The 13,854-nt window shown below is 34.4% G+C and carries 13 protein-coding genes; 8 read left to right on the top strand and 5 right to left on the bottom strand.

Annotated elements, in window-relative coordinates; genetic code table 11:
- The first annotated feature begins 6 nt into the window (after positions 1 to 6).
- Positions 7 to 1,173 (top strand): nucleotide sugar dehydrogenase, encoded by a 1,167-nt coding sequence (locus tag ACLRVU_RS04470; protein ID WP_412890864.1) that lies wholly within the window; start codon positions 7 to 9, stop codon positions 1,171 to 1,173.
- 558 nt (positions 1,174 to 1,731) lie between these two features.
- On the opposite strand, the gene ACLRVU_RS04465 is transcribed toward ACLRVU_RS04470, so the two are convergent.
- The 5 genes from ACLRVU_RS04465 to ACLRVU_RS04445 all read right to left on the bottom strand — a co-directional run bounded on the left by ACLRVU_RS04465 (position 1,732) and on the right by ACLRVU_RS04445 (position 8,675).
- Complete coding sequence (locus ACLRVU_RS04465; RefSeq protein ID WP_412890863.1) at positions 1,732 to 2,316, bottom strand: helix-turn-helix domain-containing protein; 585 nt, start codon at positions 2,314 to 2,316, stop codon at positions 1,732 to 1,734.
- 119 nt (positions 2,317 to 2,435) lie between these two features.
- The gene (locus ACLRVU_RS04460) at positions 2,436 to 5,093 is read right to left on the bottom strand and encodes a prolyl oligopeptidase family serine peptidase (RefSeq protein WP_412890862.1); all 2,658 of its coding nucleotides are present in this window, start codon (positions 5,091 to 5,093) and stop codon (positions 2,436 to 2,438) included.
- 82 nt (positions 5,094 to 5,175) lie between these two features.
- The gene (locus tag ACLRVU_RS04455; protein WP_412890861.1) at positions 5,176 to 6,018 is read right to left on the bottom strand and encodes an AraC family transcriptional regulator; all 843 of its coding nucleotides are present in this window, start codon (positions 6,016 to 6,018) and stop codon (positions 5,176 to 5,178) included.
- A gap of 85 nt (positions 6,019 to 6,103) precedes the next feature.
- On the bottom strand, positions 6,104 to 7,774 hold the full coding sequence (locus ACLRVU_RS04450) for a glycoside hydrolase family 13 protein (protein ID WP_412890860.1): 1,671 nt from the start codon (positions 7,772 to 7,774) through the stop codon (positions 6,104 to 6,106).
- Between the two features lie 67 nt (positions 7,775 to 7,841).
- Positions 7,842 to 8,675, bottom strand: coding sequence for a helix-turn-helix domain-containing protein (locus ACLRVU_RS04445; protein ID WP_412890859.1), 834 nt, complete (start codon positions 8,673 to 8,675; stop codon positions 7,842 to 7,844).
- Between the two features lie 106 nt (positions 8,676 to 8,781).
- On the opposite strand from ACLRVU_RS04445, the gene ACLRVU_RS04440 reads away from it, so the two are divergent.
- The 7 genes from ACLRVU_RS04440 to ACLRVU_RS04410 all read left to right on the top strand — a co-directional run bounded on the left by ACLRVU_RS04440 (position 8,782) and on the right by ACLRVU_RS04410 (position 13,782).
- Positions 8,782 to 9,408 carry a hypothetical protein gene (locus tag ACLRVU_RS04440; protein ID WP_412890858.1) on the top strand — a complete coding sequence of 209 codons (627 nt, stop codon included), beginning with the start codon at positions 8,782 to 8,784 and terminating at the stop codon, positions 9,406 to 9,408.
- A 110-nt stretch (positions 9,409 to 9,518) separates the two neighbouring features.
- Complete coding sequence (locus ACLRVU_RS04435) at positions 9,519 to 10,388, top strand: alpha/beta fold hydrolase (RefSeq protein WP_412890857.1); 870 nt, start codon at positions 9,519 to 9,521, stop codon at positions 10,386 to 10,388.
- Positions 10,389 to 10,429: 41 nt separating this feature from the next.
- The gene (locus ACLRVU_RS04430; protein WP_412890856.1) at positions 10,430 to 10,864 is read left to right on the top strand and encodes a helix-turn-helix domain-containing protein; all 435 of its coding nucleotides are present in this window, start codon (positions 10,430 to 10,432) and stop codon (positions 10,862 to 10,864) included.
- Between the two features lie 24 nt (positions 10,865 to 10,888).
- Complete coding sequence (locus ACLRVU_RS04425) at positions 10,889 to 11,800, top strand: LysR family transcriptional regulator (protein ID WP_412890855.1); 912 nt, start codon at positions 10,889 to 10,891, stop codon at positions 11,798 to 11,800.
- 117 nt (positions 11,801 to 11,917) lie between these two features.
- Positions 11,918 to 12,412 (top strand): hypothetical protein, encoded by a 495-nt coding sequence (locus tag ACLRVU_RS04420; protein ID WP_412890854.1) that lies wholly within the window; start codon positions 11,918 to 11,920, stop codon positions 12,410 to 12,412.
- A gap of 44 nt (positions 12,413 to 12,456) precedes the next feature.
- The gene (locus ACLRVU_RS04415; protein ID WP_412890853.1) at positions 12,457 to 13,020 is read left to right on the top strand and encodes a hypothetical protein; all 564 of its coding nucleotides are present in this window, start codon (positions 12,457 to 12,459) and stop codon (positions 13,018 to 13,020) included.
- Between the two features lie 192 nt (positions 13,021 to 13,212).
- Positions 13,213 to 13,782 carry a manganese efflux pump MntP family protein gene (locus ACLRVU_RS04410; protein WP_412890852.1) on the top strand — a complete coding sequence of 190 codons (570 nt, stop codon included), beginning with the start codon at positions 13,213 to 13,215 and terminating at the stop codon, positions 13,780 to 13,782.
- Positions 13,783 to 13,854: the final 72 nt, after the last annotated feature.

Genomic DNA, 13,854 nt, shown 5'->3' with positions numbered 1-13,854 from the left:
GTTTATATGAAAATAGCAGTAGCAGGAACAGGTTATGTAGGGTTAAGCATTGCCACATTACTATCACAACATCATGAAGTCATTGCTTTAGATATTTTAAAAGAAAAGGTTGATATGATTAACAATCGTATTTCGCCCATACAAGACAGTGAAATAGAGGATTTCCTAAAACATAAAGAACTAAATTTAAAAGCAACTCTTGATAAAGAAGTTGCTTTTAAAAATGCTGATTTTATTATTATCAGTACACCAACAAATTATGACGAAAACAAAAATTATTTTGACACTTCAACAGTTGAAGACATTATTGAATCTGTCCTTGAAATAAATCGAACTGCTGTGATGATCGTTAAATCTACAGTCCCTGTCGGATTTATTAAGCAGATGAAAGAAAAATATAAAATTAACAATCTTATCTTCTCACCTGAATTTCTAAGAGAAGGGAAAGCGTTATATGATAATCTTTATCCATCTCGAATTGTCATAGGTGAAAAAAGCGATAGAGCACAGACATTTGTCAATTTATTAAAAGAAGGAGCGTTCAAACAAGATATTCCTGTCTTATTTACAAATAATACAGAAGCTGAAGCAATTAAACTATTTGCCAATACCTACCTTGCTTTAAGAGTGTCTTATTTCAATGAACTGGATACTTATTCAGAAATGAAAGGATTATGCTCAAAAGATATTATTGAAGGCGTATGCTTAGATCCAAGAATTGGAAATCATTATAACAATCCATCTTTTGGATATGGAGGTTATTGCCTTCCAAAAGATACAAAACAACTAAAAGCCAATTATCAAGATGTACCGGAAAATTTAATCAGCGCAATTGTTCAAAGCAACAGCACAAGAAAAGATCATATTGCTCAACAAATTATTGATTGTCAGCCTAAAATCGTAGGCATTTATCGTTTAACAATGAAGAGTGGATCGGATAATTTCAGAGCTAGTGCTATTCAAGGCATTATGAAACGAATAAAAGCAAAAGGAATTGAACTGGTTATTTATGAGCCTACGTTAAAGGATTCTACCTTTTTTAATAGCAAAGTTATTAAAAATTTAGATTACTTTAAAGAAATTAGTGATCTTATCGTAGTGAATCGAATGAATGATGAATTAAACGATGTCACAAATAAGATTTATACACGAGATCTATTTTATATTGATTAAATAAATATACTTCAAAATGGGAAAGGAAGTTTTTAATGTTATTTAATTCCTATATTTTTATCTTTCTATTTTTGCCAGTAGCCATTATAGGCTACTATATTAAACAAATTAAAAAAATATTTCTTAGGAGAATATTTCTTAATTGTGATGTCTCTTATTTTTTATGCCTATTTTAACATCCGTTATTTTCCTATCATATTTTTCAGTATACTTGGGAACTATTATCTAATATAGATGATAAATCACACAAAGTACTCTAATTGGAAAAAGACCATATTTATTATAGGGTTACTATCCAACGAATACTGTTTTATTTTCTTTTAATAATAATTTTGACATTATTACCAATCTAGGTGATTATAAGGATATATCCCATTATAACGGAAATATAAATAGTTACATACTTCGTAAAATGAGTCAGGAGGAATATCGTTTAACAAAAGATAACTATCAAAATTACTTACAAACCATTGAAGAATATTATACGTATTATGACTATGATTCTCTTTTTCAATAGTAAGAACAGCCATTCGTATATATTTATGAATGGTTCTTTTTTTATCCAAAAAAATAAATAGCCAGACCAATTAACTCTGTTATCATCCCAATAATTCTTCCGATTACCTTTGTTTTCTTAAATCCAAACATTTCATAAGACTGTGGCGTACAATAAGGAAATAAAACGATGATGGTTCCCAGTTCAAACATACTGCCGCCAACTAAGCGTGACTGCCATAGTGAATCGGGATAAAACGCTCCAATAAACATCACTATCACACCTGCTGCTATGCCTATATAAAACCATTTTAAATTCTTTTGAATCGAACGCATTTCTACTTCATAATCATTTTGACAAGATGGACTGCAAAAAGGTTGATGATCATAATAAAACACTGCATTCTTATGACAATAACAGCATTTTTCTTTCTTTATAGAAGGAATCGGCTGTTTCTTTGTAATTAATTCATCTAAAGTAATATTATACAAACTGGCTAACTTAATCAGATTGTCGGTATCCGGACGGCTTTGATCATTCTCCCATTTAGATACAGCCTGACGACTGACAGTTAAGTATTCTGCTACAGCATCCTGTGATAATTGTGTTCGTTTTCGATAATAATAAAGTTTTTCTCCTAATGTCATCCTCTACACCCCGCTTACTACTCATGATTATACTCAATTTTTCTTTTTTGTATATCAACTATCGGTTGCAGTTATTAAAACATCAAAAAAGCGTATGACTTTTCAGCCATACGCTCCTTTTATTTTTCTTCTTTCTTTTTTCTTAATGCTATATATCCTGCTGCAACAGATAAGACTGCTAATCCGCCTAAAGCTACTAGATTGCTCTTATCTGAGGTATCCGGTACACTCGTTCCTTCTTTGATTACTGGTTTAGATTGACTTGCCAGCCATTCAAAGATAGTCACATCATTTTCTACACATTCATTATTCAATGTATAAATCCAAGACCAATGTCCATTGTACTGATATGGAGAAACTCCATCAGGCATAAAGTATAATCCACTCGTATCATGCACGTCATCGAAGTAAGAACGATGTAGATTACCTGCATTCATAGCTGCTAAACGATCATATGTTGGCAGCATTGTTTTTTGTGGATCAACAACTGTATCATTTGCTGCCTGAGTAAACCAAATCGGAAGATCCTTAATGCCTTCAAGCATCTCATTTGTAATCCATGAATCATCATAAGCCTCACAAATTGGGAAAGCTGCCGCAAAATAAGTTGGATATTTCAAAATCATATTCATCGTCATGAATCCACCGTTAGAACATCCACCGATATATACACGATTAGGATCGATATCCGGATGTGAATCAACAAAGTTTTCAATCAATGCCATCAATACTTCTGTATATTGGCTTGTTCCGTCTTTTGTATATTGTCCGCTGCCATCATCCATCCAGAAAGTCGGAGACTGCGGTGCCAATACATAAGCTCCATTCATAATTCCTTGGATTTCATCACCAACTAGAGCCGTTACTTTATTTCCTAAAGTATCGATCGTTGTATCCGTTCCACCTTCACCGGCACCATGAAGCCAGATAATCAGTGGATTTTGACCATCATCTGCACTTGGTGCGAATGAAGCATATTTTAAAGTCTGGTTTCCTGAAGTAAAACTATTTTCAGTAAATAATTCTGCTGTCGTTAAATCTTTTGATGATGGTGTTGGTGTTACTTTTAACTCATCAATAAATTTATCCCCGCTGATTAAACGCACACCATCTCTTAATGTAATGTTTAAATCATAAGGCTGTGTCCAGCTGTTTAATCCTGAAGCTAAATCATAATAGAATGGACTTCCATCATTTGGACTTACCGCCATTTCAATAGTTATATATGCAGAAGCTGTGTTTACAGGGTTTCCGTTTATATCACTTAAATAGGCATTGGTTACTGTACGATCAAAACTATACACACCATCTTTCATTGTTGACCAATCCATTGCATGCTTGCTCTCTACTACTTTTAGCTGAGAAGCTTGAATACTGTTAATTGGTGTATCTAAAGAAACGATTGTTTTTGTAACGGCTGGTCCCCAGTCAAATCCTTCAACAACGATCGATTGTGTTCCGGAAGCCGCAATTGTCTGAGTTGTATTCTTTTGCTGTCCTAGCCATTGGAATAATTCTGTTGCTCCTTCAGTTGCCTCGTTATTGAAAACGTATATCCAAGACCAGTGTCCGTTATATTGATAAGGCTGTCCAGGATTATCTGGATTTTTGTATGTTCCGCTTGTATCATGAACGTCTGCCGGACTAAACACATGTAAATTTGTTGCTCCGATTGCTTTTAAACGTTCGATCATAGGTTTAGAGAAAATATCCGGTTTTAATACCGTATCATTTTGTGCATAAGTAAACCATAACGGGAAATCTTTTAATAAAGCTAGTTTTTCATCACTCATTGTTGCTGAGGCATACCCTGAACAAATTGGGAATGCTGCCGCAAAATAACCAGGATATGTTGTCACCATCTGTAAGGTCATATATCCTCCGTTAGAACATCCACCGATATAAATTTTCTGTGTATCAATATTTGGATGAGAGTTCACATACCAAGTGATTAATTCCATTAATCCTTCTGTATAAATCGAATCTCCGCCATCAGTGGTTGAATAGCCATCCATCCACATCGTTGGTGACTGTGGTGCTAATACATAGGCACTGCCACCCATTGCAGTTTGTGTTCCTGATTCTAATAATCCGGTCACACGATTTCCTAATGTTACAATAGAGGCATCGTTTCCACCTTCACCACCACCATGAAGCCATATAATTAATGGTAAGTTAGATCCGGCAGGTTCATAGCTTGCATAGGCATAACTTTTTCCATCTGCCGCAGCATTGTAAGTTTTATTTTCAAATTTTTCTGCTAGTCCAATATTTTTATCCGTATACTTTTGACTAATAGCCAAAGTATCAATTGTCTCTGTCCCTGACTGCCAGCTTTTTCCTGTTTGAAATTCAAAAGTTAAATAATAAGGATCTGTCCAGTCATTTAATCCTGCATAAATAAATGGTGATCCGGTACCATCCGGTCCGACTTTCATTTCTACTGTGACAAATTTTGAACTGCCAGATGATACCTTGTTTCCGTTTTCATCAGATAAATAAATGTCTGTCACGTCTCTGGCAAAATCCTGAATCTTAGTTCCATCTTCTTTTGGATACCAATTCTTTGTTTCTGTCACTTTTAAATCGTCAACAGCGACACTATCAATTGGTTTATCCAATGACAACACTGCTTTAGAGACAGCCGGTCCCCAATCATAGCCGTCCACTATAATTTTATAGTTTCCGGTCGCTGTTGTGTTTGCCGCATGGATCGGCTTAACCGAACTGATAACCATTAAAGCGCAGACAAAGCAGCTTAACACTTTCTTCAACATCTTCTTCCCTCCTTAGATGATTATTCATTTAATTATATTATAGAATTATAAGCGCTTACATTCTTACCGTTTTCTCACATAATTATAGGCATTTTCTCATCATTACACGATAATGCATAGGAGTATCGTGATATTCTTTTTTAAAAACTGTATTAAAGGATTTTATATTTGGGAAACCATTATTTAATGCTATTTCTATTATTGGATAATCTGTATTCACTAGATCTTTATAAGCTCTTTTTAGTCGCACTGAAGTAATGAAATCTTTAACTGTTGTCTCTAAATGATCTTTAAATAATTTAGATAAATAACCATTTGATAATTCAAACTTTGCCGATAGAAAATCGATCGAAAGCTCTTCTTTATAATGCACTTCAATGTAATTTACAATATCCGCTATTCTTTCACGATAGCGATCACTTTTAATAATCGTTGCCTGTGGTCTCTTTTCTTTCTGTTCACTTAAAAGCAAATAGATCAGCATCAGCAGATAACTCTTGGCTTTTAAAGATCGATGATAATCTTCTTCATCATACACTTTTATTATTTCAAAAATAAGGCGTTTAACTTTTATGAGAGTTTCTTCATTATTAATCTCTTTAAAATAAATCTCATCAATCTGCGGATAACATGATTGCATATACTCATAATTTATTTGCAGTACATATCCCTTATAAGGCTTCGTCGGTTCCGCTCCTCTAACATTATGAATATCTTTAGAATTGATAATATAGACCTCTCCCGCTTTTACCAAAATCTTTTGATTATTGATCCAAACATCCAGATCACCTAACAAAGGTACAAGTATTTCAATACTATGATGCCAATGCTTGGCTAAAATGGGGTGATCTTTTTCTAAATAAATATCAATCAATTTAATTGGCATATCTTGATCTAAATCTATTTTTTCATATTTTAAAGGCATATTCGCACCACCTTTCATCCTATACTTATATAATACCGTATAAAAGAATAGGAATAAAGTCGAAAAAACTGTGCCTAAGCACAGCTTATAAGATATAAGTAACCGATTCGTATGGATTTAGTGTCATGATTTTTTCTAATGGCTTCTCTACATCATTTGTGATAAGTACCTTTGCTTCTTTTAATAAGTCATTAGGAATTTCTACTGTTTGCTTCTGATCTGTAAAGTTGCACATCACAAGCAATTGCTGTTGTTCTAATGTACGGGTATACATATAAGTATTCGGATTCTCTTCATCTAAGATTTCATAATGACCATATATCATAATTTTATACTTTTTACGCAAAGTCAGCAGTCGTTTATAGAACGAATAGACAGAATCCGGATCGTTCACCTGTGATTTGGCATTAATGCTTGTATAATTTGGATTAACAGCGATCCATGGCTGAACCTCAGAGAATCCGGCATAAGCACTATCATCCCACTGCATCGGTGTTCTGGCATTATCGCGTGAATGAGAATAAACGCCCTTCATGAATTCTTGTTCACTCAATACTTTCTTGTCTTCTACTAACTCTTTGTAAGCATTTAAGATCTCTATATCCTTATAATTATGGATAGAATCAAAACGGACATTACTCATACCCAATTCTTCCCCCTGATAAATATAAGGCGTGCCTTGATGCATATGCAGACACATTGCCAGCATTTTCGCTGATTTAATATGATATTCATGATCATTTCCGAATCTGCTCACAACACGAGGCTGATCATGGTTGTTCCAGTATAAACTGTTCCATCCCTTATTCTCTAACCCTGTCTGCCATTTTTTCATAACTGCTTTCAGCTTACATAAGTCAAATGGCACAGGGGTCCATTTCCCATATTGTCCTAAATCAATATCCATCAGTTCAAACTGAAAAACCATATTTAATTCATGTTCATCTTCTCCCGTATATCCCATCGCATCTTTGACACTGACACCCGGAGTTTCACCAACGGTTAGAATATCATATTTAGACAAAACTTCTTTATTCATTTCTTTTAAATATTCATGTACTCTTGGACCATTTACCGTATAAGGAGAAGAATTTCCATACAACCCACCATTTTTTTCACCATCTGGAAAGTTCTGATCCTTTGAGATCATATTAATAACGTCCATTCTAAATCCATCGATTCCTTTATCCAGCCACCACGTCATCATATCATAGACAGATTGTCTCATAGCTTTGTTTTCCCAGTTTAAGTCAGGCTGTTTTTTAGCGAATAAATGCAGATAATACATGTTTGTTGCTTCATCATATTGCCAAGCGGGTCCAGAGAAAACAGAACCCCAGTTATTAGGATAATGGTCTTGATTTCCTTCTTTCCAAATGTAGTAATCACGATAGGGATTATCTTTTGATTTACGGCTTTCAATGAACCATTGATGTTCATCTGAAGTATGATTGACTACAAGATCCATCACAATCTTTAAACCTTTTTGATGTGCTTCATTTAATAAGGCTTCAAAATCCTCCATTGTCCCAAATTCTTTCATAATAGCTTGATAATCACTAATATCATAGCCATTATCTTCATTAGGTGAAGCATAAATTGGTGAAAGCCATACAACATCCACCCCTAAATCAGCTAAGTAATCTAATTTTTCACGAATTCCATTTATATCACCAATTCCATCATAATTGCTATCCTTAAAACTGCGAGGATAGACCTGATAAATGACACTTTCTTTCCACCACGTTTGTTTCATTTTCTTGCCTCCTTTTTTATAAGTATAAAACGCTTACAGATAAAAAAACAGATATCTAATTGACTGATCAACGGTCAATTTTTGACATCTGTTTAAAATATTCTTTAGGATTTACACCATAGCTGTCTTTAAATACACGGCGGAATGTTTTCTCATTAGGCAATCCGGCATCTATCACTGCCTGTGTAATAGAAGCCCCCTCCTCAATCTTTTGTTTAGCATAAATAACACGTGTAAGATTAAGAAAATGCAGGAACGTATCTCCTGTGACCTTTTTAAAATAACGTGAAAAATATTCGGATGACAACCCTACTTTAACCGCTACCTCACTTAACGTTAAAGGTTCCTGAAAATGTGTTTCAATATATTCAATAGCTTCTTTGGCATATTCAATATTACGCTGTGCCTGTAAATAAGCCCCTGTTTTTTTTAACATCTGCGACTTTTCTAATAGTGCATAAAGCAGTTCATGAATCAAGGCTGCTACTTTAATATTGTAATATAGCTCTTTTTGATCATAATAATGATCAATTTCCAGCATAATCTGAATAATCTCCGGATCATTGTCAACGAAATTAAAGAAATACTGATCGATATCACTGACATACTTCTTTACCCATTCATAGGAGATCAATACTGTCACGACTTCAAGATTCACATTTCGATCCAAGGAATCTGTCGCATGAATCAAAGATGAATTCACAAAAACAAAATGTCCCGCACCCACAATTTCTGTCTTAGAGTCAATCATAATTTTCATGTTACCCTCTTTGACATAATTAAATTCCAGACTATGATGCCAATGCGGCAACGCTAAAGCATTTTTACCGGACGGCTTTTGCAGGAAAATTTGAGCAGGTATATTTTCTTTAAATAATACGACTTGATGTTGTATTGTCATCTTTATCACCTCTTACATCATACCATGATTTCTATAAGGATATCTAATGAAAACGTGTTGAATAAGTCATTTCAATCTCTTACAATAGAAATGAAGGAGAATGCTTATGAACCCGTCTTTACAACAAATACAATCTTTATTAGAAACGCTCTTTCTTGCTTTTATCCTGCTTACCTTTTATCTTTTATTCCAAAGCCGAATTATCTTTAAAAGGATAGAAGCAAAAAAATATGTTCATCGTTTAGAGAAAGAAACAGATTTCTTTAATGAAGATCACTTATACACAATTATTTATGATACCTTTGAAACTTTACAGACTGCCGCAGTTGAACAGCGCTTGGATATCGCAAAAGAATATATGACACCTGCTGCCTACGATGCTTGGTCCACTCCGCTTAATTGGGCGATTTACCAAAATGGGTATCTTCCGCCTCGACATACAAAGATAAGCTGCTGCTGGATTGTCGCTATTCATGCCGATCTAAATAAACAGGATTATTTTTGGGTTTATATCCAAGGGTATCATGACCACCAGCCTTTTATTGTAACACAGGAAGAAGAAACTCAGCCAATCGGTTCTCTTAAACCATCACGCAAGATCAATCGTATAATTAATAATGAATTTCAGGAGTATTGGAAATTTATTCGTCAGGAGGATCAATTTTATTTAGATGAAATGATCCCCCGTAAACAGATGAAAGTACGTCATTTAAAAAGTTCAATAAATTTATAAGATAAATCAATCTCGGTTTATCTTTTTTCTTATATGAAAGCACTTGCAGTTCTTTAGTATTAATGTTACGATTATTTTGTCACGATATAGCGACAGAAAGGAAATTAATCATGAATACTTATTCAATAAAAAGTCATAATATCCATCTGCAAGTTTATGCATTAGGAAATATTCAAGCAAGAACAGCCGTTTTATTTCTGCATGGCGGTCCCGGCAGCGGAGCAATGCCAGTAATTGAACTCCCTGCTTTTCAAGCCTTTGAAAAGGATTATTTATGTCTGCACTTCGATCAAAGAGGAAGCGGTAAATCTAATTATGATTTAAAAGAAGGATTGCCTATTGAATTGATAACCGATGATGTGCTGGCGGTAGTCAAAGATAGTAAAGAACGCTATAACTTCACTTCTCTATTCTTATGGGGAGGATCTTTTGGCGGCTGTTTAGCCTCATTATGCATGGAGAGATTCCCTAGCGAATTTAATGGTGTCATATTAAGCAGTCCGGCAATCACATTCAGTCGTGAACAGGCATTAGATTTCTATAAAAGGATGAGTGCCCCCTATCAAAAACGTATGGATCCGTCTATGCAAAATGAACTGCAGCCATTAGATGATCCGACACCGGAAGCCTTCTTTTCCTTATCAAAAGTGCGTGATTTTATTTTCAGTCCGCAAAATACAATCTCTTCCATACAACATATTGCGGCAATGTCTTCTTGGTTCTTTAATCATGTTTTTCCATATCTTTTTGACGAGGCTTCCATCCCGACTTTAATATTGCAAGGTAAAGAAGACCCAATCTGCCTATATCAAAATATTGACCAACAAATCAGCATGACATCTAATAAGTTGATACAGTATCATCTTTTAGAATCCTGTGGTCACGCTGTCTTTGAAGATCAAAAAGAAATATTTATTGATCTAATTAAAACATTCATAGAAGATACACTTTCTGCTTCATCGTCCTCTATACAATCTTAATAAAAACCTATATAATAAAGTAAAAATGGGGGTTTTAAATAATGATTGATCTTAGCCAAGTCCTGACTTTTAGTGAAGCCGCCGATAAATGGGGCTTTGCGAATGGGAATACATTAAGAAAAGCTGTCGAACGAAACAAGTTTTTACCTGATGAGGTGCGTAAAAGCGGAGATGTTTGGCTGACAACTTATGAAGCGATGGGCCGTGTGTTTGGCGAACCAAGAATGACGGATATTACACTTTCTTATAATGAAATTTCCGAATTATTTATTCAATCGGTTTATCAGCAAAAAGAGTCACAGAAAAAAATTCAGACTTTGCTTCAATCCCTTCACACTGCGTTACAGGAAAATAAAACGATCAGCATTATTGAATCTCTTGAACACCCCGAACGTATTATTGTCATTATTAAAACTTCGGCTGATCTCGCGTCATTTGAAAGATATATACGATCTCTTTCTATTAATATAGACTAGCATAATAAAGAAACGGAGTCTTTTATGAAAACTCAGCAACTGCAAAACTTTGTCGAGGTCATCGACAGCGGCAGTATTAATAAAGCCGCAAAAAAACTATATATGACTCAGCCTAATGTCAGTCGTTCGATTCATTCACTGGAAGAAGAAATGGGACAAGTTCTGCTCATCCGAACAAATAAGGGGATTCAGCTAACACCGGCTGGTCAGTCCCTTTATTTTTACGCAAAATCTATTCTAACTCAATTTCAAATGCTGGAAAAACTGAAATATATGAATCCGCATGACTTGTTTAATAAATTAACTATATCCGTTGATTCTATTTTCTTAAGAGATGATCTGATTTTATTGTTTTACGATCACATCAGATCTGCCGATACAGAAATTCATATGTTTGAGACCACCTGTGAAGAAGTCATTGAAAATATCAGCAGTCTAAAATCAGAGCTAGGTATTACTGTTTTGAATAACCACCAGCTTTCTGTTTTCAAAAAGATGTGTGAACTAAAAGAGCTGGAATATGAAATATTGGACAGCGGTCCCCTGTATGTACATCTAAATGAGAACAATCCTCTTGCTAGTAAGGATAAAATCAACGCCAATGACTTATTAGAAAATACATATATTCACCTGCCGTATGATTTGTTTTCAAACATTAATCTTTCTATCAGTGTCGATAATGTTCAGCTATCTACCTTTACACATACCTTAACAATGAGTAATTATCATGCGATCATACACTTCATAAAAAACACGAACGCTTTCTTATGCGGACATAAATGGCAAATTAAAGAGCTGGCAAAAACCCATATTAAAAGTTTATTAATTGAAAACTGTGATTTAGAAATGAATTTAATTGTGATAAAAAGGAAGCAGAATACCCTTTCTGACTCTGCAAGTATCTTTTTAGAAATATTTAAGCAGTATTATCCCTGAGTATAACGCTTGTTATACTTTTTATTTATAACAAAGACGCAGCAAACAAGCATTACCCAAAATTCTTTTTTCGATATACAATTGAGTTGAGGAAAAAATCAAAAAGGAGAATTTAATATGAAAAAAAGTACAATTTTAGGTGTTTTAACAGCTGCCGCTTTAATCACAACTTCAGCTGCTACTTATGCTGCTTGGGATCAGACAAGTGATACTGCAGACCAAACTATTGCTATTAGAGAAAGAGTTACATTAGAGGCAAATGCTACTGCATTTACCGGTGGAGATTTAGAAACGACGAATAATGAAATCACATATACTGGTACTTACACATTTAAAGCTGCCACGGTTAATGGTACAGTAAATACTCTGAATCTGACACCTACTGTAAAAGGAAATGATGGAACAACAGCCTTAGATCCAAGCAAATATGAAATCGAGATTAAAAAAGGAGACACTGCCCTTACTCTAAATGACGGTGCCTATACGGATACTGTTGTTGATGGGGTTAATACTTATACTGTCAATTTAAAAATTAAAGACCCGACTTTAGCTAATACAAGTGTCACTGTTAGTATAAATGGTCAATTAGTTAAAACTACACCAGCTTCATAAATCATCAAAGTAAATAATCAATAATATTTAAAGGAGGGTGTTTGATGAAAAAGATCAAAAAAATAACATCCTTCTTTTTTCCTTATGTTATCGTATATTTTGTGGTATTGTTTACAGCTTTAATTTTGATACCAAAAGAAGTACCTAGTTTGCTTGGCTATCAATTCTACACAGTTCTAACTGACAGTATGGAGCCTACTATCCCAACTTATTCCATTGTTTTAACGCATATATTGGATGAGGATGCACCGATTGAACCGGGCACTATCATCACCTTTCATGCCGATCGCTTTGGAGAAAATATCATATTGACCCATTACTTCAAAACCACGCAGGTTGATGAAGGTGAAACCTATTATCGTACACAAGCAGAAATAGCAGATACATATGATAACTATCATACTTTGCGCAGTGATATTATTGGGGAATACGTATTTCATATTCCCTACATTGGAAAGATATTTTTATTTTATCAAAGCAAGTTTGGATTGCTGGTACTGGCAGAATATGGTTCTATCTTTTTAGTCTATCTAACAATCAAAACAAGATGGAAAGAAAAAGACAGTTTAAATGATGAAGTCCATCTTTTCAAAAAGAACAGAGCATAAAAAGCGGTTGAATTCAAATGTTTTTTATATTATAATTAGACATGTTCAGAATTAAGGGAGTAGTTAGCACACCGTGTAGCAAAATCAACATAATGATCGTCTGATCTGGTTTTGCTTTAAATAACGAGACTTTTCTGTATAGTTTTTCTATACAGGGAAGTCTTTTTTATTCCCATATCAAAGGAGAAATTTATGAACTTAATTGAATTATTCATACTAGCAGTTGGATTATCGATGGATGCTTTTGCAGTGTCAATCTGTAAGGGATTATCGATGCAGAAAGTAACCGTTAAAAAATATCTGATCATTGGACTTTATTTTGGGATCTTCCAAGCCGGAATGCCTATTTTGGGTTACGCATTAGGAGTGCAATTCAAAGACTATATCACAAGTGTTGACCATTGGATTGCTTTTGTTTTACTTGCGGCAATTGGAATCAATATGATTCGCGAAGCCTTGGGCGATGATGAAGAAGGATCATGCAATGATTCTCTGGATATGAAAACCATGCTGTTGCTTGCGATTGCAACAAGCATAGATGCATTAGCAGTTGGGGTAACCTTTGCCTTTTTAAGTGTTAATATCGTTCCGGCGGTTTCTTTCATCGGTGTTACTACTTTTGTGTTATCGATGATTGGAGTTAAAATAGGCAATATCTTTGGTGAAAGATTTAAAGCTAAAGCTGAATTAGCAGGTGGAATCATCTTAATCGTAATGGGATTAAAAATATTGCTGGAACATCTAAATCTGCTTCCATTTTAAATATAAAAGCTGTACTCTTCTTTAACACTCTAGTACAATAAAATCAGAAACCGTGTTAAGGAGGAAAATAAT

Origin of the sequence: Beduini sp., from assembly GCF_047239305.1 — a bacterium.
GTDB lineage: Bacteria > Bacillota_I > Bacilli_A > Erysipelotrichales > Coprobacillaceae > Beduini.
This window is presented reverse-complemented; position numbering and strand designations above follow the sequence as displayed.

What these genes read in the sequence shown, in the direction of transcription:
- ACLRVU_RS04410 (WP_412890852.1), top strand. Translation starts at nt 13,213, where the DNA reads ATGAACTTAATTGAATTATTCATACTAGCAGTTGGATTATCGATGGAT.
- ACLRVU_RS04460 (WP_412890862.1), bottom strand. Translation starts at nt 5,093, where the DNA reads ATGTTGAAGAAAGTGTTAAGCTGCTTTGTCTGCGCTTTAATGGTTATC.
- ACLRVU_RS04455 (WP_412890861.1), bottom strand. Translation starts at nt 6,018, where the DNA reads ATGCCTTTAAAATATGAAAAAATAGATTTAGATCAAGATATGCCAATT.
- ACLRVU_RS04450 (WP_412890860.1), bottom strand. Translation starts at nt 7,774, where the DNA reads ATGAAACAAACGTGGTGGAAAGAAAGTGTCATTTATCAGGTCTATCCT.
- ACLRVU_RS04425 (WP_412890855.1), top strand. Translation starts at nt 10,889, where the DNA reads ATGAAAACTCAGCAACTGCAAAACTTTGTCGAGGTCATCGACAGCGGC.
- ACLRVU_RS04470 (WP_412890864.1), top strand. Translation starts at nt 7, where the DNA reads ATGAAAATAGCAGTAGCAGGAACAGGTTATGTAGGGTTAAGCATTGCC.
- ACLRVU_RS04435 (WP_412890857.1), top strand. Translation starts at nt 9,519, where the DNA reads ATGAATACTTATTCAATAAAAAGTCATAATATCCATCTGCAAGTTTAT.
- ACLRVU_RS04465 (WP_412890863.1), bottom strand. Translation starts at nt 2,316, where the DNA reads ATGACATTAGGAGAAAAACTTTATTATTATCGAAAACGAACACAATTA.
- ACLRVU_RS04440 (WP_412890858.1), top strand. Translation starts at nt 8,782, where the DNA reads ATGAACCCGTCTTTACAACAAATACAATCTTTATTAGAAACGCTCTTT.
- ACLRVU_RS04430 (WP_412890856.1), top strand. Translation starts at nt 10,430, where the DNA reads ATGATTGATCTTAGCCAAGTCCTGACTTTTAGTGAAGCCGCCGATAAA.
- ACLRVU_RS04445 (WP_412890859.1), bottom strand. Translation starts at nt 8,675, where the DNA reads ATGACAATACAACATCAAGTCGTATTATTTAAAGAAAATATACCTGCT.
- ACLRVU_RS04415 (WP_412890853.1), top strand. Translation starts at nt 12,457, where the DNA reads ATGAAAAAGATCAAAAAAATAACATCCTTCTTTTTTCCTTATGTTATC.
- ACLRVU_RS04420 (WP_412890854.1), top strand. Translation starts at nt 11,918, where the DNA reads ATGAAAAAAAGTACAATTTTAGGTGTTTTAACAGCTGCCGCTTTAATC.